Raw genomic sequence first — 18,594 nt, 5'->3', positions numbered from 1 at the left:
GAAATCAATCACGATCCTTAGCCCCAAAACCGGGAAATCATCGGGTGAAAGACGGTTTTTCCCGGGAAAAGGGAGTCGTCCGCCACGATTTCGCCATCTCGGGGAACCTTGGCGATCCCGTCCTGATCCGCCTGATATAAAGTGGAACTTTTTCAGGCCCATTCCCCGCCAGCAATGGAAAAATGATCGCCTGCGAGAGGATAAGACGCCCATCGCCATGCTTCAATCAGGGGAGTGCTCCGCATAATTGTGGTGAAGCATGACCCCGGAGGGAACCCGCTTCTACTGCCAACGTGCCACACACGGCATCATGCATATTGCGAAATGCAGAATGCCCCGCCGGGCAGCTTTGCCAAAGCTCCCGGGATCGTCCGCGCGATGGCGGCTATCTCTTCTCCTTCAACCATCAGGAGCTCACGCATTCTCCGCGGCACGCGCCCTGCATGAATGAATCCGGCCGATGTCCCGCTTCACGCAAACGAACTCAATCCAAGCGGGAACTCTCACCAGGTGATCCACCTCACGGCCTAACAAGGGTCGCCGACCTAACATGCCTCCAAGCCTCTGGATCACCCTTCAGAGGAAGGAGGAGTGTTGCCCCGTTCCGACAACCCGAACTCCTCACCACCCGTTTCGTGAACCTACTCCCCTAAGGATCGCATGACCCGAGAAGTTTGGCACCCCCGTGCCTTCAAAGCCTTCTCCGCATCATACGATCCCATGAAACCGGTATTTATCGTTTTCCTCCTCGCGTATTCACTGCTCGGTGCCATCGCACCGGCGGCAAGCATCAGTGGCGAACTGAAGAAGTGGCATAAGGTCACCCTCTCTTTCACCGGCCCTAACACCAGCGAGAGTGCCACGCCAAACCCATTTACCAACTACCGGCTGAACGTTCGCTTCAGCCACGCCGCCAGCGGAAAGAGCTATCTGGTGCCGGGGTACTATGCCGCGGATGGGAACGCGGCAAACAGCTCCGCTACTTCCGGCAATGTCTGGCGTGTTCACTTTGCCCCGGATGAAACGGGGACTTGGAGCTATAGCGTCTCTTTTCGAAGCGGTAGCAATGTCGCAACCGATGCGAGCGCCACGGCAGGCAGCGCAACGAGCTTCGACAGCGAGACCGGAAGCTTCGGCATCGCGAACACCGACAAGAGCGGCCGTGATTTCCGGGGAAAGGGCCGCCTGCAATACGTGGGCAAGCATCACCTGCGTTTCGCCCAAACGGGCGAGTATTTCATGAAGGCCGGCGTCGATGCGCCTGAAAACCTGCTCGCTTACTCGGACTTCGATGGCGAGTTCAAGACCGATGGCCGCAGCGATGAACTGGTTCGGGACTATGCACCCCACGTGCAGGACTGGAACAACGGAGATCCCACCTGGGGAAATGGCGAAGGCAAGGGACTGATCGGCGCGGTCAACTACTTGCACGACCAAGGACTGAACGCCTTCTCCTTTCTCACGCTGAGCATCGAGGGCGATGACGACAATGTCTCCCCCTACGCCGGCTATTCCGATCACACGCGTCTCGACTGCTCGAAGCTCGACCAATGGGGCATCGTCTTCGACCACGGCACGAAGCAAGGCATGTACCTGCACTTCAAGACGCAGGAAACCGAGAACGAGCTGATGCTAGACAGCGGCAATCTCGGGAACCAGAGGAAGCTCTACTACCGCGAACTCATCGCCCGCTTCGGCCACAACCTGGCGCTGAACTGGAACCTCGGAGAGGAAATCAACGGTGCCACCCTACAGCAGAAGCAAGCATGGGCCCAATACTTCTACGATACGGATCCCTACCATCACCACATCGTGATCCACAATGGCGCAACCCACTACAACATGATGGGCGATGCCTCGAAGCTTACCGGATTCTCCCTCCAGCTCAATGCGTCCGACTTCACCGACAACTTTGCGATGACGAAGGACTACATCGATCGCTCCGTGGCGGCTGGCAAGCCGTGGGTAGTGGCGACCGACGAACCCGGTGACTCCCGCTACGCGCTTCGCCCGGACGATGATCCCGGCAGCAGCCATACCGATGCCCGCGAGCACGCGCTCTGGGGCAACATCATGGCCGGCGGTGCTGGCGTGGAGTTCTATTTCGGCTACGCGCTGCATGACTCGGATCTCACGCTGAATGATTTCCGGAGCCGCAGCGATTTCTGGCCCTTCTGCGATCACGCGATCCGCTTCTTCGAGAACAATGATGTCCCCTTCCAGGATATGACGAACCAGAACACGCTGGTCAGTGGCAATGGGCCCAACGCGAACCGCTGCCTGGCGAAGGCTGGAGACAGCTACCTGATCCAACTGCCGTCCGGCGGTGCTCCCACCCTGAACCTCTCCGGTGCGAGCGGCACCTACCGAGTGCGCTGGATGGATCCTCGGAATGGCGGTGCCCTCATCACTGGGGCGACGATCTCCGGCGGGGGGACACGCAGCATCGGTTCACCGCCGAACTCGACCACGCTGGACTGGGTCGCACTGGTGCAAAACACCGGAGGCAGCACGCCGACGAATGAAGCACCGGTAGTGAGCGCCGGTGCCGATCGAAGCGCCATGCTCTCGGGTGGCAACGCCACGGTCTCTCTAAGCGGCTCCGCAAGTGATGACGGCCTGCCTGCGGGATCGAGCCTCACGCGCACCTGGTCCCGCGTGAGCGGACCGGGTACCGTGAACTTCGCGAATGCCGGCAGCGCGAGCACGACCGCCACATTCACGGTAGCGGGCAGCTATTCACTCCGGCTCACGGCCAGCGATGGCTCTCTGAGCAGCTCCGATGACCTCATGGTAACGATCACCAGCAGCAGCGGAGGAACGAACCAAGCTCCCGTAGCCAATGCGGGAACGGATCGCTCCGCGGTGCTCAGCGGGTCTTCCGTATCGCTAGGAATGACCGGAAGCGCGACGGATGATGGTCTGCCCGCGGGAAGCACGCTCAGCCATGCCTGGTCGCGCGTCAGCGGGCCGGCCGCGGTCTCCTTCTCCTCCGCAGCCTCCGCGAGCACGAATGCCACCTTCACCGCGACGGGAAGCTATCTGCTGCGCCTCACCGTTTCCGATGGCTCGCTGAGCGACACCGATGAGGTCGCCGTGACGATCACTGCGCAGGGCGGCGGCGGCACGCCGGTAACTCTCTCCGCAACCCAAGATGCCTATACGGAAAATGGCGCGAATGCGAACAACAGCTTGCTGCGTTTGGAAAGCACCTCCCGCGAGCGCGTGAGCTACCTTCAATTCGACGCGAGCTCCCTGAGCGGTCCGGCGAGTTCGGCAGTGCTGCGGCTGACCCAGGCCCAAGACCTCACCACGGATAGCAAGATCATCCGCGTCTATCAGGCGGCCAACAACTGGAGCGAGAGCACGATCACAGCCGACAATGCCCCGGCGAAGGGCGCACAGGTGGCCACTTTCACCGGCAACATCACCTCCGGGATGAGCCTTTCCTTCGATGTCACATCCGCGATCACGGGACCCGGCATTTACAGCTTCATCCTCGAGTTCGCACCCGACGAACGGGATGTCGCCTTCGGCTCCTCCGAGAACGCGACGGCATCCCTCCGCCCTACCTTGACGGTGACAGGCTCCGGCGGGAGCACGCCCTCCAATGCGGCACCGGTGGTGAATGCCGGAGCTGATCAGTCGACCTCGTATCGGGGTCAAGCCGTAAGCGTCTCCCTCAGCGGAAGCGCCAGCGACGACGGCCTTCCGCAAGGTTCGGCGCTGGCTTTGACCTGGACGCGTGTCAGCGGGCCCGGCACCGCCACCATTGCGAACCCGAATGCCGCGAACACCGGCGTGACCTTCAACGAAGCGGGCAACTACGTCTTCCGCCTTACTGCCAGTGACGGGCAGCTGACCAGCAGCGACGACACCGCGGTACTCGTTGTCTCCGACATCATCGACAACGAGATCCCCACCGTGAGCGCGGGCACGGACAAGAGTGCCAACCTCAGTGGTAGCACGGTGCAGGTGGCCTTGGATGGTAGTGCCAGCGATGACGGCCAACCTGCAGGCTCCGCCCTGCAAGTCACCTGGACGCGGGTAAGCGGGCCGGGTACGGTGAACTTTGCGAATGGCTCTTCCGCGGCAACTGCCGCCAGCTTCGATGAAGCGGGCAGCTATATCCTGCGTCTGACCGCCAGCGATGGCGAGCTGAGCGATAGCGATGATATGAGCGTCACCATCAGCGGCGTTTCAGGCAGTCCGATCCCCGCATCCTTTCCTGCAACCCACGACGCCTACACGGAGAACGGGAACAACATCAACAATGGGATCCTGCGGGTGGAAAACTCCTCCCGGAAGCGGATATCTTATCTGCAATTCGACCTGAGGAGCGCGCCCGGTCCGGTCAACTCTGCGGTGCTGCGCTTAACCGAAGGCGATGACATTTCCTCCGGCAGCATGACCTTGAGATTGCATGCCGCGGCATCCAACAGCTGGACGGAAAGCGGAATCACCGGATCGAACGCACCGGCGAAGGCGGGGGAGCTTGCGAGCTTCACCGGCGACATCACGAACGGAAAGGTGGTCAACTTCGACGTGTCCTCCCACGTGAGGGCACCGGGTATCTACAGCTTCATCCTGGAAGCGGATGCGATTGCGCGGGATGTCTCGTTTGCATCCTCGGAGAATTCCACGAACTCTGCGCGACCTGTCCTGAACATTGTCAGCAGCGCCTCCGCGGCCTCTGCCGCGCTGTCCCCGCCCCCGAATGAGGCCGCCGCGGATGAGGGCGGAATCTCAGGGATGTCCCTGCGTCTCCAATTGCTTGGCGATGCCAGCATGGAAATCAGCGGCAATGGTGTGGCGGGACGGAGCTATCGGATCGAGCGCTCCACGGATCTCGCCGGGTGGACCATCATCGCGATGGCGGTGGCCGAGGAAGATGGAACGGTCCACTTCGCTGATCCTGCGCCACCGCGGGGCCAAGCATTCTATCGTATCGCCGAGTAGCCGCGCGAGGCTCTCCCCGTGAATGGCTAGACCTGCGGAGAGATGCCCGCGGACGGGAAGAATTCCCACCGCTACTTCTCCCCCTCCACCTTCCAATTCCGGTTCAGATCCGGATTGAAGGTCTTCATCTCCCCGGTTTTCAGATCCACCGAGATAACGTGCTGAGCGGCATTCTCCCCCTCCTCTGCCTGCGGTGATTTCTCCGCAGAGGGACAGGGGCCGAGCAGAATCGCACGCGCCTCTCCCGGGATCCACGCGCTCATGTTTGAGATTGGCAGCGCGATGCTCCACACGGCATTCCCAGCCGGCCCCGCGATCCGCGCCATCTGCATGCGTCCCTCTTCGCCCAGGCGATCCCGCGAAAGCACGAACACGCTGTCCGGATCACGCCGGTACATCGCGGTCATGCGGCTGGTGTCACCCGTGCTGCCCGACTCGCTGGTCAGCAGCCCGCCCATCAGAAACTCCGGGCTCTCCGGAAGAACAGCCGGATTTTCATAAACCCAGCGAGCGCCCATGAAGCTCTCCTCCTTCCGCAGTTCCGCACGATACAGGCGATGCCTTCGCGGCGTGGTGAAGTCCATCTGATGGGTTGTTTGATGCCGCTCTTTCATCTGCTCCAGCTCCGTCTCCGCGAGCAAACCCAGCCACTGCTGTCTCCCATCCTTCTGCGCCATCGGCAAATCCCGCACCATCGAGTACCAATCCATCCCGTTTGCGATCGTCACACCCTTTTCGCCCCGCTTGGGACGTTCCTCCGCATCAGCCGACTCGCGTGAGCGCTCTTTTTGCTCCGAGGCGGCCAGCGTCAGCGGATCGATCCTCACCAAGCGAGCATCATCCAGGCGCACCACCATTCCCTCCACCGGCGTGAACTTCAGCGGTTGCATCGACTCCGTGAGAAAGATCCCCACCTCGGGCGGCTTGGGCACCATCCCGGCAAGCGATGGATTCGCGGTCTCGATCTTCTCCTTGTTCGCCACGATCTGACCATCGGAAAGACGGATGCCCACCAGCTCCGGAATGCGTGCCCACATGACGCCCTGCTCCATCCCCATCGCCACCACGTCGCCATTCACCTGCTCGCGCTTCAGACGGCGACGCGTGATGGGTTGCGCGGTGATGGCATCGATTTCCCATAGGTCGGTATTACACCAGCCGACGGTCCGGGAACTCGAGCTGCTGCGGCTGCCGGAGCGGAAGATCCGCTTTTCCCACTGGGTCGTCAGATAGTAGAGGCGGTCCCCCTTCTCATCCGTCACCCGGACGATACCACCGCGGATCTCGGGCTGGCTCAGGAAGGTACCGCCGATGAAACGGCCCTTCCAAAACAAGAGCCCGGCCACCGCCAGAAGGATGAGGAATAGAAAGGCGCGTAGGAACTTTTTCACAGCTCGCTTCAGGGAGGGATGATGGAGACGGGATCATGCAGAATGCCCTATCTCCGTACCTAGTGAATGGCATTCGCGCCGGAATTTGACAATATTGGAGTTGCCCGGGACTCAGATCCTCCGCTGGTGCGCAAAGGGTTTCGAGACTAAGGAAAAAGAGCGGCCCGGGAAGGCTGACTTCCCGGGCCGCTTGGTAAGGGCAGCAAGACCGTGATCGTTCCCCCCGGAGTAATCACGGTTGCCCATATATATATATCCGAAGTTGACCTAATCAAAAATACCATAGGGTGATCATCGGGGTATCCGAATGACTTGGAGGGTCACAAAAATTGCAAGATGCATAGGCTAACAGCTTCGGCAGCATGGTTTCCCGGTTTCCCGTTCACTCCGGCTAATCAACAAGCCCCTACCCTCACTTCACGGGCTCGATTCCCTTGAGCGTGGAGAAGCTGATACGACGCATGGTATCGAGAAACTCGAGCATGTAGACGGCTGAGGCCTTTTCAGTGGTGGTGGCGGCGTAAAGATTCGCGAAGAGCCCGGATTTCCGGATCGGGCGGGAGGCGATGTAGTCGCGGTCAAGAAAGGGCTGCACGGCCCAACCGGGCATGGCGGCGATGGCACGATGACTCGCGACCAGTTGGAGGATCGCGACGGTGAGTTCCGTGCGGCGGCGCGGCGGCTCGACCTTTGCGGGCAGGAGCACTTCGCGGATCACGTCGATGCGGTCATCCGGAATGGGATAGGTCACCAGCGTTTCCTTCGCGAAATCCTTTGCGGTGAGATATTCCTTCTGCGTGTAGGGATGCTTCTGCGCGAGCAGCGCCAGCACTTCATAGCGGAAGAGCGGATGAAAGGTCACACCGGCGCGTGGTTTCGCCTGAGAGACGATGACGAGGTCCGCGGTGTCCTCCGCGAGCAGCCCCACGGGGTCCGGCTGGAATCCGGAGACGAGGTCCATCTCGACCTCCGGCCATCCTTCGCGGAAGGCATCCATGCTCGGCATCAGCCAATCGAAGCAGGAATGGCACTCCACCGCGATCCGCAGTTGCCCGGCTTTCCCATCGGCAATGCGTGCGACATCGCGCTCACACTGCATCACCATCTTCTCCACATCATAGGCGGTGGTCAGCAAGCGGTCCCCGGCAGGCGTGAGACGCAGCGGATTGCTCTTCCGGTGAAAGAGCTCCACGCCGAGGTAATCCTCGATCGCCTTCATTTGGTGGGAGAGGGCGGGCTGGGAAAGATTGAGGCGTTTCCCCGCCTTCGAAATGCTCCCGGTTTCAGCGATCGCGACGACGGTGCGGAGGTGGCGCAGCTCAAGCATGGCCGGAAATCATCATTCGCCTGGCGAATGACCAGCATAAAAACAATGAGCTACCTTGATACCCGCGCACTCCGGCATGCTGGCAGGAGCATGTCGAAGATCCGCACGCACATTCTGGGCTACCCCCGCATCGGGGAGCAGCGCGAACTGAAGAAGGCCACCGAGCTCCACTGGAAGGGCGAGATCCCCAAGCCCGCGCTGGAGTCCGTGGGCAAGGAGCTCCGGAAGCACAACTGGAAGAAGCAGGCCGCCGCAGGGATCGACCTCGTGTCTTGCAATGACTTCTCTTTCTACGATCAGGTGCTGGATGCCACCTGCCTCTTCGGGAATGTGCCCGCGCGCTTCAATTGGCAGGGCGGCAAGGTGGGGCTGGAGACGCTCTTTGCCATCGCCCGCGGCGCGCGCGAAACCCAAGGCGATTGCTGCGGCGGCTCATGCGGCAGTGGCAGTGCGGGCTTCGCCAGCGAGATGACGAAGTGGTTCGACACGAACTACCATTACATCGTCCCGGAGTTCAAAGCGGACACCGCTTTCAAGCTTTCCGACAGCAAGGTCTTCGACGAATTCCGCGAAGCGAAAACGCTCGGATTGAATGCCAAGCCGGTGCTCATCGGCCCCGTGACTTACCTGAGCCTTGGCAAGGTGCAGGATCCCGCAAATCCGGAGTTCGACCGCTTCGAGCTGCTGGATCGCCTGCTGCCGGTGTATGAGGAAGTGATCGCGAAGCTCGCGGACGAAGGAGCGGAGTGGATCCAGATCGATGAGCCGGTGCTCGCGCTCGATCTCGATGCCCGGCAGAAGGAGTGCTTCATCGAAAGCTATGGCCGCCTGGCGAAGGCAGCCGGCTCCGCGAAGCTGCTTGTCGCCACTTACTTCGGCGAGCTGCGCGATAACCTCGCGCTCTTCCTCGGCCTGCCCGTCGCGGCGCTGCACTACGATGCGGTGCGCGGTGAGGCGGAGGCGGATGCACTGCTCGCGGCCTTCCCTGACGACAAGATCCTATCGCTCGGCATCGTCGATGGCCGGAACATCTGGAAGAATCACTTCGATGCCTCGCTCGCGGTGCTGAAGAAAGCGAAGGCGAAGCTGGGTGCCGAGCGCCTGTGGGTGTCCGCTTCCTCATCCCTGCTGCACACGCCGGTCACGCTGGCCAGCGAGAAGAAACTGGATGCCGAGATCAAGGACTGGCTCGCCTTCGCGGATGAGAAGCTCGTCGAAATCGTCGCGCTGGGCAAGCTGCTCGCGGGCGAGGGTGATGAGGCTGAGCTGGAAGCGAACCGCGCCAGCCAGAAGCGCCGCCTGGAAAGCACCCGCATTCACAATCCCGCGGTGAAGGCGCGCCTCGCCGCGGTGACGCCTGCGGATAGCCAGCGTGCCTCCGCTTTCCCGTTGCGCCAGAGGGTGCAGCGCGAGAAGCTGGGCCTGCCGCTTTTCCCCACCACCACCATCGGCTCCTTCCCGCAGACGGCAGAGGTGCGCGCTGCCCGTGCGAAGTGGAAGAAGGGCGCACTGAGCGATCAGGACTACGATGCCTTCCTGAAGGAAGAGACCCGGAAGTGCGTGGCCTGGCAGGATGAAATCGGAATCGACATGCCGGTGCACGGCGAGTTCGAGCGGAATGACATGGTGGAATACTTCGGCGAGCAACTCGATGGCTATGCCTTCAGCCAATTCGGCTGGGTGCAGTCCTACGGATCCCGCTGCGTGAAGCCGCCGATCCTCTTCGGAGACATCACGCGTCCGCGCCCGATGACCGTCGAGTGGATCACCTATGCTCAGTCCCTGACGAACAACCCGATGAAGGGTATGCTCACCGGTCCGGTGACGATTCTCAACTGGTCCTTCGTCCGCGATGACCAGCCGCGCTCCGTTTCTTGCAAGCAACTGGCACTGGCGATCCGCGATGAGGTGCTGGACTTGGAAAAGGCGGGAGTGCGCGTGATCCAGATCGATGAGGCGGCATTGCGCGAGGGCCTGCCGCTGCGGAAGTCGCAGTGGAAGGAGTATCTCGATTGGGCGGTGGAATCCTTCCGCATCACTGCCAACGGCGTGAAGGACGACACCCAGATCCACACGCACATGTGCTACTCGGAGTTCAATGACATCATCAGTGCGATCGCCGACATGGATGCCGACGTGATCACCATCGAGACCTCGCGCTCGAACATGGAGCTGCTGGAGGCCTTCGTGGAATTCAAGTATCCGAACGAGATCGGGCCCGGGGTCTACGACATCCACTCGCCGCGCATCCCGACGGTCGCGCAGATGGAGAATCTGATCCAGAAGGCCAGCGATGTGATCCCGGAAGGAAATCTCTGGGTGAATCCGGACTGCGGCCTGAAGACCCGCGGCTGGGAAGAAGTGAGGCCCGCCCTTATCAACATGGTAGAGGCCGCCCGCAAGCTGCGTGCCGCGGCAGCCGTCACCGTCTGAAGAAAAACGAGATCAAACCGGGGCGGGATGCCGCAGGGTATCCCGTCCCCGTTTCCCTGCGAAGCGCCGATGGAGCCGATGAAAAAGCCATACCAAACGATGCGGGCCCGAAATTCCTTCCGCCCGCCCTGCGATCCTGCGTCGACGAAGAAACGCACCATCGGCCGGAAGCGCTCCGGGATCGCCGTGTCCTTTCACGGTGCCTTCGCCGGGATCGAAAGCAGGCTCGGCACGGACAAAGGACGGGCACACCGCTTGCATCTTCCGGGGACCCTCTAACAAGATCGCCACCACTCGCATGCACATCCGGGATATCCTCTCAGGGAAGGAGGCGAAGTTCTCCTTCGAATACTTTCCGCCAAAGTCGCCCCAAGCGGCCGAGAATCTCTTTCGCACGATCTCCGAGCTTCAGCTCTACGATCCCGCCTTCGTCTCCGTGACCTATGGAGCCGGTGGCACGACACGCGCGGCGACCCATGACCTGGTGCTGCGCCTGCTGCGGGAGACGCGGGTGAACACGATCCCCCACCTGACCTGCGTGGGCCACAGCGAGCGTGAGATTTCCGCGCTGCTGGAAAGCTATGCCGAGGCCGGGGTGTCCAATATCCTGGCGCTGCGCGGGGACCCGCCGAAGAACGGCGCGGGCGCTGCGGGGGATTTTCCCTATGCGGCGGATCTCGTCGCCTTCATCCGCCGTTTTTCCCAGCGGCACGGCCATGACTTCGGGATCGGCGTGGCCGGCTTCCCGGAGGGCCATCCGTCCACGCCGAACCGCATGAGAGAGCTGGATCACCTGAAGGCAAAGGTGGATGCGGGGGCAGACTACATCTGCACACAGCTTTTCTTCAATAATGGCGATTTCTACGATTTCCGGGATCGCTGCGAGCTTTCCGGTATCGGGGTCCCGATCCTCGCCGGCATCATGCCCGTGACCAGCTTGGGCGGCCTGGACCGCATGGCGGAGCTGGCGGCAGGGGCGCGTTTTCCCGCAAAACTTCTGCGTGCACTGGCGCGGGCAAATGGTGACGATGCGGTTGTGCGCCGCATCGGGATCCACTATGCGACCACGCAGTGCGCCGATCTCCTCGACCATGAGGTGAAAGGCATCCATTTCTACACGCTCAACCAGTCCTCCGCCACGGTGGAGATCTTCAACCAGCTCGGCCTGCGCCGATCCGACCTCGTCACCGCCTGACCTTCATCGAACCGATTCCGCCCATGTCCGCCACCACCTACGAAGATACCGAAGTATTCGCCGCCATCCGCGATGAAGAAGCACGCCAGCGCAACAACATCGAACTGATCGCCTCCGAGAATTTCACCTCGGCCGCAGTGATGAAGGCGCAGGGATCCCACCTCACCAACAAATACGCGGAGGGCTATCCGGGCCGCCGCTGGTACGGTGGCTGCGAACATGTGGATGTGATCGAGCAACTCGCGCTGGATCGCGTGAAGAAGCTCTTCGGTGCAGAGCACGCGAACGTTCAGCCGCACTCCGGCTCCCAGGCGAACGCCGCGGTCTATTTCTCGGTGCTGAATCCGGGCGACAAGATCTTCACCATGGACCTGGCCCACGGCGGGCACCTCACCCACGGGCACAAAGCGAACTTCTCCGGACGTTTCTATGACGTGACGCACTATGGAGTGAGCGCCAGCGACGAGCGGATCGATTACGATGAACTCGAAGCCACCGCCCACACCCTGAAGCCGAAGCTGATCACCGCCGGTGCCTCCGCGTATCCGCGTGAGATCGACTTCGAACGCCTCGCGAAGATCGCGAAGGACGTGGGCGCTTATCTCTTTGTCGACATGGCGCACATCGCGGGCCTCGTCGCCGGCGGAGTGCATCCGAATCCCGTGCCGCATGCCGACTTCGTGACCACGACGACGCACAAGTCCCTGCGCGGACCCCGCGGTGGCGTCATCCTCTGCAAGCAGGAGTTCGCGAAGAAGATCGATGCGCAGGTATTCCCCGGCGTTCAAGGCGGCCCGCTGATGCACGTGATCGCCGCGAAGGCGGTGTGCTTCGGTGAAGCGCTACAGCCGGAGTTCCGCGGTTATGCGGAGCAGGTGGTGAAGAACGCGCAGGCACTCGCAGCGCGGCTCGCCTCCCACGGCTACCGCATCGTCTCCGGCGGCACGGACAACCACCTCCTCCTCGTGGACCTGCGTCCGAAGGGTCTCAATGGTGCCGATGCTTCGCATGCCTTGGACGAAGCCGGCATCACCGTGAACAAGAACGGCATCCCCTTCGACACCGGCAGCCCGATGAAGCCAAGCGGCATCCGTATCGGCACGCCTGCGGTCACCACGCGTGGCATGAAAGAAGCCGATGTCGAGAAGGTGGCGGATCTCATCCACCGCGCGCTCGAAGTGAAGGATGACCAGACGGCACTGGAAGCGATCCGTGCGGAGGTCTTCGCCTTCAACAAGGCCTTCCCGCTTCCGGGATCGACGCTCTGATTTTCAGCACCGCACCGGCGCGCGGTGCAAATTCCCACACGGCGGGCACGGCGGATGAAGTTCTGCCGTGCCGCCTTTGTTTTCGTCCCCGAATATGGGGACGCCGTGTTTCCTTGTGGATGGCCGGTTGCAGCGACAAGATGTCCTATAACTCCGGCGCGTGGGCGGAGCCGGTATGCCGCTTTCCTGGAGGCCAAAGGTTGCAGCTTGCCGCAGCGCTCACGCCGCCGGTGGGAAACGATTCACCGCACCCCTTGCTCCAGAAAATCCAAGACCGCCCCGAGCGCCGCTGCAGGCTGATCGATCGTCAGCACATGCCCGGCGCCCGGAAGGATCGACACCGTGACTTGCGGTGCCGCCTTTCGGACTCGGTCCGCGGCGCGCAGGGGGTCGAACAGCGCTTCATCGCTACCCAGCAGGAGAAGGCTTCTTTCCGGCAATCTTGCGAGATCCTCTTCCGTGAAAATCGGCACCCTTGGAGGCGTGTTGCGCTGGGATTGCCAGCGCAACACGAAATCCGCCATGGCCTCCTCCGGGACCTGTTGTCCGCGGGGCGAGGAGAGATAGCGGTAAAAGCCACGGATGTTCTTCTCCGATGGCATGGCCGTCGCGAGGACGGCCCGCACGAAGAAGCCCGCTTTCACCGGCAACAGGTGCGGAGCCGCCAGCATCACCAGCGCGGTTACCTGCGCGGGATACTTCAAGGCGAAGCGCCCGCCGAGCCAGCCTCCGAAGGAAGCTCCGCACAATTCCGCCTGCTGAAGCCCAAGCCGGGCGAAACACGCCGCGAGCCAATCTGCATGGGCATCGCTCCGCGGATCCATCGGCGCGCCCTCGCTTTTTCCCAGATCACCCGGAATGTCGAAAGCATAGACGCGGCGCCGTGCCGCGAGCCGCTCGATCGCATTGAACCACATCGTCGCGTTTCCGCCGGCACCATGCAGGAGCACCAGTGGCGCTGCACCGGACGGTCCGCACACGATCCCATGGGTGCGACCTTGGGCGGCGTCCAGCCACAGGATCTCGTGGGGCACCGGCCATGCGGCGAGGATGCGGTCGTACGACGCGAATACCTTTGCCCGCGCTTCCGGAGATCGGTAAACTCTATCCTTTATCATCATGGTCCCATCGTGGCGGCCCCCGCGATGAGAACACGAGGATGCCCTAGCATGCAAATTTTCCCATGAGTGCCTCCCTTTTCCGCATTCGCCCCGCCCTGCTGGCCACACTGCTCCTCTCCCCTTTGCGGGCGGATGCGAACGCCTTCTTTGCGATGGATACCGGGATCTCCGGTGAGCCGGCCCAGATCTCGGACACGCTCTACGAACTCGGCTTCGATGGCTTGGGTGGCAGCGGTGACTCCGTGAAGCCGATGCGGGAGGCCATCGAAGACCAAGGGCTGAAACTCTGGAACGTCTATCTCACGCTGAAATTCAAGAGCGGGGCCTCCGCCCTCACGCCGGAGCTGCGCCAGCAGATCGATGAGCTGAAGGGCAGCAACTCGACCCTCTGGATCGCGATCCAGGAAGCCCCGAAGGACGGCGGCGAGACCGCGGTGAAGTCACTCACGGAGATCGCGGATTTCGCAAAACAGGCCGGAGTGAAGATCTCGCTCTATCCGCATGCCGGTTTCTGGCTCTCCCGCTTCCCGGATGCAGCGAAGCTAGCAGACATGGTGAACCGCGAGGAGGTGGGGATCACCTTCAATCTTTGCCACTGGCTGAAGACCGAGGGCGACGTCGACCCGCTGCCCGCGATCATCAAGGAAAAGGCGAAGCTTCAATTCGTGACCATCAATGGCGCGGACAAGGGCGACACGAAATCGATGGGCTGGGACCGTCTGATACAGCCGCTCGGCCAAGGCAGCTATAATGTCGCGGGCTTTCTTCGGAAGCTTCAGGTGGAGGCAGATTGGAAGGGGCCTGTCGGCCTGCAATCCTACGGCATCAAGGGCAACCAGCGCCAGAATCTCACGCGGTCGATGGCCGCGTGGCGGAAGATGAGTGGCAAGCTGGATGGCATGGTGATGGCCGGCTATCAGGGATGGTTCCGCACCGGGGACGATGGATCGCGGAATGGCTGGTTCCACTACTCGCCTGGCGGGAAGTTCGGCCCGGACAGCACGCACATCGACATGTGGCCGGACATGACCGAACTAGGCCCGGATGAACGTTTCCCCACGCCGCTACGCCATGCGGATGGCTCGGTGGCCGAAGTCTTCAGCTCCGTGAAGGAGCCGACCGTGCGCCGTCATTTCAAATGGATGAAGGACTACGGGATCGATGGCGTCTTCGTCCAGCGCTTCGCCACCTCCGCCCGCGACGGCCATCATCGTGCTTCGATGGATATCGTACTTCGCAACTGCAAGAACTCCGCCGCCGCGGAAGGACGCAAATGGGTGCTGATGTATGACCTCTCCGGGCTGCGCGCGCAGAACTACAACTCCATCCCGGAAGATTGGGAGCGGCTCAAGAAGGACGAACTCTGGAGCACGGAGGATCCCTCCTATCTCCACTATCGTGGCAAGCCGCTCATCTCCCTCTGGGGACTAGGCTTCAATGACCGCCCTCCCTGCCTGACGGAGTGGGAAGAGCTGGTAAAGTATTTCAAGAACAACGGCTGCGCCGTAATGCTCGGCGTGCCCTGCTATTGGAGGACCTTCGATCGCGATACGATCAACGATCCGAAGCTGCATGAGATCATGCTGATGGCAGACATCGTCAGCCCTTGGGCTGTGGGCCGCTTCGGCACGCCGCAGGATGCCGCCAACCGTGTGGACAAGCTGCTGAAGCCGGATTTGGCCTGGTGCCGCGACCACAATCTCGACTACCTGCCCGTGGCCTTCCCTGGCTTCAGCTGGCACAATCTCCAGAAGAGCCGGAACCAGCAGGCGAAGCTCGAATCGATCCCGCGGCTGGGCGGCCGGTTCCTCTGGAGCCAGGCAATCGCCGCACGGCAAGCGGGGAACCGGTCCCTTTACATCGCGATGTTCGATGAGATCGACGAAGGCACGGCGATCTTCAAGACCAGCCAGAATCCGCCGGTGGGCGAGGTACCCTTCGTTTTCGACAAGAGCATGAAATCCGATCATTTCCTGTGGCTCACCGGGGAGATCGGGAAGATGCTGCGTGGAGAACGCTCGGTGAGCGAAGACATGCCGGCGCGAGCGAAATAAGGCCTGCGCGACGGGAAATCCTCGTGGTGGAAGAGGAACGCCCGCGCGTCATGGCGCTTTGAAAAACGCCACTCCGCACCGCATTTCCAAGCAAGCCTGCCCCAATCAGACAGCCGCTGATCCCTCCCCTTCTTCCCAAGCGACGCCTACTTCAAAGGCCACGCGCTGGCCGCTTGAGGGGTGGCGGAATTCGAGCTTCCAGGCATGCAGGCACATGGCGGGATCACCGAAGCCGAGGGTCTGTCGTTCCCCGCGCTTTCCTTCAGGCAAATAGACTGGATCTCCCACAATCGGGAAACCGGCGTGCCAGAGGTGAATCCGGATCTGGTTCGTCCGGCCCGTTAGAGGCTGCACTTCCAGCAAGGCGGTGCCATCCACATCACGGCGCAAGACCTTGAAATCCGTCTTTGCGGAAAGCCCGCTTTCATCGAGCTCGCGCGCACCGAGGCTGGTTGCCTCATCGGCAATCGCGGCATCGATGGTGAAGGCATCCTTTTCCGGATGGCCGATGACTTTGGCCAGATACACCTTCTTCACCTCGCCGCGTGAGAACTGCGGCTGCAGCAGCTTCGCGAAGTGCCGGGTGCGGGCGCAGACGACGAGGCCGGTCGTATTCGCATCCAGCCGGTGTGCCGGACGCGGCTTCTCCGGATGCCATGCCTCATGCAGGAAATGGGTAAGCGTGTTCCGATTGTAGCGGCCGCAGGCGTGCATCGGCAGCGGTGCCGGCTTATTCAGCACGATGATCGCCTCGTCCTCATGCAGGACCTGCACATCGGCATTCACCGCGGGCTCGATCATTCCGGGGACAATGCGCTGCCATTCCTCCCCTTCGCGTGTGGGCTGCTCCGGAGATGCCGCGGCACCGCGAGGGTCCAGCACGTGACCGGCGGCGAGGTGCCCCAGCCATTGTTCGCGCGGGACGTGGACGAAGAGCGTCTCCAGCACCTCGAGGATCGGCCTTCCCGCAAGGTCACCGGGAATACGGATGGGCCTGCGATTTTCATGGGGCACGCTGCCGGGCAAGGGAGAGGTCACGCGCTTGAGAGCTTCATGCCGCGCGGCGATGCGTTCCTCCATCTTGTCCGCATCGCTGCGGTAGCAATGCGGGCAGGAAATGTCCGCCATGTAGCGAGTGTCCTCCTGCTCTTCCGCGGTGAGCGGTGCCTGGCAAGCGAAGCACACTGCGGAACCGGTCTCCCGCAGCGCGGGGTCCACACCCACCCGCTGGTCGAAGACGAAGCACTCGCCATCGTAGTGATCACCACCAACTTCCTCGAAATACTTCAGGATGCCGCCTTCGAGTTGATAGACCTCGCGGAAGCCGGCCTGCTCCATGAAGGGTGCAGCCTTTTCACAGCGGATCCCGCCGGTGCAAAAGGTCACCACCGGGGCATCCTTCATTTCTGGCGGCAACTTCGCCACGGCCTCGGGGAAGTGACGGAAGTGATCGATGCCCGCGGGGATGGCATTGCGGAAGGTGCCGAGCTTCACCTCGTAATCATTCCGCGTATCATAAAGGATCACCGGCTTTCCTTCATCAAGCCACTGCTTCAGCTGCTTCGCCTCCAGGCGCGGCGAGGTATAGGTCGCGGGATCGATGCCATCGACCCCAAAGGCGATGATCTCTTTCTTCAAGCGCACGAGCATGCGCGAGAACGGCTGTTCATCGCTCTCGCTATACTTTGGCATCAGTTCCTCCAGCCCCGGCAGGGCGCGCAGCTCCCAGAGCAGTTCCTCCACGCCCACCGTATCACCGGCCACGAAGAGATTGATGCCCTCCGGCGCGAGCAAGATCGTCCCCTTCAGGCCGCGGTCCTTGCAGAACTCGATCAGGCGTTCGCGCAGGGCTTTGAGCCCGTCGAGGCGGGCGAAGCGATAGGCAGCGATATTCGTGACAGCGGGCACGGCGGGACGGTGAGACTGAAATCCCGCGCGGGAAAAGCCGAAAAATCCCCCCGCCGCGATCACGGTAGGCCTTCCGGGCGGATTCACCGATTCTTCACTTTGGAAGTAAGCAAAATTACCTACAATGCGCAGTGGTAGAAAATGAAACTTCCCCTCCTCCTGTTCGCTTTCGCCGCGCTTTCTTCCCCATGCGTGGCGGGGGACAAGACCAAGCTGTTTCCCAGCGAGAACTGGCTCGCCTGGCCCCACATCGAGGTACCCGAACGCTTCGTTCCCCATCCCTCCAGCTTCGGAGGCGAGGGTCAAAAATGGTGGGCGAGGCTCGATGATCCGGATTCGAAGCTACAGGTGGAAATCTTCGCTTACGGCTACATCAGCAATTTTGACCTCATGCTCACCGCGCCGGGAGTCACTTGGGAGAATTATCGGGAGCAAGCGGAGTCGATCGAAAAGCTTATCGCGACCAAGGCCCTGCATCAAACAGCCGGCAGCTACTTCCGGGCGAAGATCGTGCCGAAGGGGGCGGATGAATCCCGCATCCACGGTTACGAACGTTTTATCCATCGAAAACCGGATGGGGTCGCGGTCTATTTCCTGAACTCGCGTGCCTATCATCAACAGGACGGTTGGCTCTACCAACAACTGAGCTTCACCTTCCCCGAAGGAAGGGCCAGTGAGCATCAGGAGGCCATCGACGCGATCATCGCCAGCGCCAAGCCATCGTTTCACCCGGGTCCGGAGGGGCATGACGAGAAGAAATAACCCCTTCGGCTCAACAAAAGCGGAAGCTTCGCAGGACCACAGGATTTCTCGTTCTCCCTGACAGTAGATCCAAGCTCCCGACCAGCGTATCACTTTCCCATGAACGCCCTGCACCGGCCAGTCCATCAGAGCCGCAAGCGAGCCTCCGGGACGGCACCTGTTAATTTTTATCTTTT

General features: G+C 61.6%; 9 protein-coding genes and 2 pseudogenes. 6 read left to right on the top strand and 5 right to left on the bottom strand.

Annotated elements, in window-relative coordinates; translation table 11 throughout:
- Positions 1–720 precede the first annotated feature (720 nt).
- Positions 721–4,959, top strand: a complete 4,239-nt coding sequence (locus HHL09_RS24760) for a PKD domain-containing protein (RefSeq protein ID WP_169457340.1) — start codon at positions 721–723, stop codon at positions 4,957–4,959.
- Positions 4,960–5,030: 71 nt separating this feature from the next.
- On the opposite strand, the gene HHL09_RS24755 is transcribed toward HHL09_RS24760, so the two are convergent.
- Together HHL09_RS24755 and HHL09_RS24750 are read right to left on the bottom strand one after the other, a co-directional pair.
- Positions 5,031–6,350 carry a PA2928 family protein gene (locus tag HHL09_RS24755; protein ID WP_169457339.1) on the bottom strand — a complete coding sequence of 440 codons (1,320 nt, stop codon included), beginning with the start codon at positions 6,348–6,350 and terminating at the stop codon, positions 5,031–5,033.
- Between the two features lie 412 nt (positions 6,351–6,762).
- The gene (locus tag HHL09_RS24750; RefSeq protein ID WP_169457338.1) at positions 6,763–7,677 is read right to left on the bottom strand and encodes a LysR family transcriptional regulator; all 915 of its coding nucleotides are present in this window, start codon (positions 7,675–7,677) and stop codon (positions 6,763–6,765) included.
- A gap of 90 nt (positions 7,678–7,767) precedes the next feature.
- Between HHL09_RS24750 and metE the strand changes: the two genes are divergently transcribed.
- From metE to HHL09_RS24735, 3 genes and pseudogenes are all read left to right on the top strand, one after another.
- Positions 7,768–10,110, top strand: a complete 2,343-nt coding sequence (gene metE, locus HHL09_RS24745) for a 5-methyltetrahydropteroyltriglutamate--homocysteine S-methyltransferase (protein ID WP_169457337.1) — start codon at positions 7,768–7,770, stop codon at positions 10,108–10,110.
- Between the two features lie 298 nt (positions 10,111–10,408).
- Positions 10,409–11,305: a methylenetetrahydrofolate reductase [NAD(P)H] gene (gene metF / locus HHL09_RS24740; protein ID WP_169457336.1), complete on the top strand. Its 897-nt coding sequence runs from the start codon at positions 10,409–10,411 to the stop codon at positions 11,303–11,305.
- 44 nt (positions 11,306–11,349) lie between these two features.
- Positions 11,350–12,573: pseudogene (locus tag HHL09_RS24735) on the top strand (serine hydroxymethyltransferase); the annotation flags it as partial.
- A 242-nt stretch (positions 12,574–12,815) separates the two neighbouring features.
- Here the strand turns inward: HHL09_RS24735 and HHL09_RS24730 are convergent.
- Positions 12,816–13,694, bottom strand: a complete 879-nt coding sequence (locus HHL09_RS24730; protein ID WP_169457334.1) for an alpha/beta fold hydrolase — start codon at positions 13,692–13,694, stop codon at positions 12,816–12,818.
- A gap of 62 nt (positions 13,695–13,756) precedes the next feature.
- Between HHL09_RS24730 and HHL09_RS24725 the strand changes: the two genes are divergently transcribed.
- Positions 13,757–15,748 (top strand): TIM barrel protein, encoded by a 1,992-nt coding sequence (locus tag HHL09_RS24725; RefSeq protein ID WP_169457333.1) that lies wholly within the window; start codon positions 13,757–13,759, stop codon positions 15,746–15,748.
- A 105-nt stretch (positions 15,749–15,853) separates the two neighbouring features.
- On the opposite strand, the gene HHL09_RS26910 is transcribed toward HHL09_RS24725, so the two are convergent.
- On the bottom strand, positions 15,854–16,549 hold the full coding sequence (locus HHL09_RS26910; RefSeq protein ID WP_484509224.1) for an RluA family pseudouridine synthase: 696 nt from the start codon (positions 16,547–16,549) through the stop codon (positions 15,854–15,856).
- 285 nt (positions 16,550–16,834) lie between these two features.
- A pseudogene (locus tag HHL09_RS26905) lies at positions 16,835–17,656 on the bottom strand (sulfurtransferase); the annotation flags it as partial.
- Positions 17,657–17,797: 141 nt separating this feature from the next.
- Here HHL09_RS26905 and HHL09_RS24715 point away from each other — a divergent pair.
- Positions 17,798–18,418, top strand: a complete 621-nt coding sequence (locus HHL09_RS24715) for a hypothetical protein (RefSeq protein WP_205760935.1) — start codon at positions 17,798–17,800, stop codon at positions 18,416–18,418.
- Positions 18,419–18,594: the final 176 nt, after the last annotated feature.

The organism is Luteolibacter luteus, from assembly GCF_012913485.1.
Lineage (GTDB): Bacteria > Verrucomicrobiota > Verrucomicrobiia > Verrucomicrobiales > Akkermansiaceae > Haloferula > Haloferula lutea.
The sequence above is the reverse complement of the archived record's forward strand: the minus strand, read 5'-3'. Positions and strand labels throughout refer to the sequence as shown.

Excerpts from the sequence above, each read along its gene's own strand:
- HHL09_RS26910 (WP_484509224.1), bottom strand. The coding sequence starts at position 16,549 with ATGATCGAGCCCGCGGTGAATGCCGATGTGCAGGTCCTGCATGAGGAC.
- metF (WP_169457336.1), top strand. The coding sequence starts at position 10,409 with ATGCACATCCGGGATATCCTCTCAGGGAAGGAGGCGAAGTTCTCCTTC.
- HHL09_RS24730 (WP_169457334.1), bottom strand. The coding sequence starts at position 13,694 with ATGATGATAAAGGATAGAGTTTACCGATCTCCGGAAGCGCGGGCAAAG.
- HHL09_RS24760 (WP_169457340.1), top strand. The coding sequence starts at position 721 with ATGAAACCGGTATTTATCGTTTTCCTCCTCGCGTATTCACTGCTCGGT.
- HHL09_RS24750 (WP_169457338.1), bottom strand. The coding sequence starts at position 7,677 with ATGCTTGAGCTGCGCCACCTCCGCACCGTCGTCGCGATCGCTGAAACC.
- HHL09_RS24715 (WP_205760935.1), top strand. The coding sequence starts at position 17,798 with ATGAAACTTCCCCTCCTCCTGTTCGCTTTCGCCGCGCTTTCTTCCCCA.
- metE (WP_169457337.1), top strand. The coding sequence starts at position 7,768 with ATGTCGAAGATCCGCACGCACATTCTGGGCTACCCCCGCATCGGGGAG.
- HHL09_RS24725 (WP_169457333.1), top strand. The coding sequence starts at position 13,757 with ATGAGTGCCTCCCTTTTCCGCATTCGCCCCGCCCTGCTGGCCACACTG.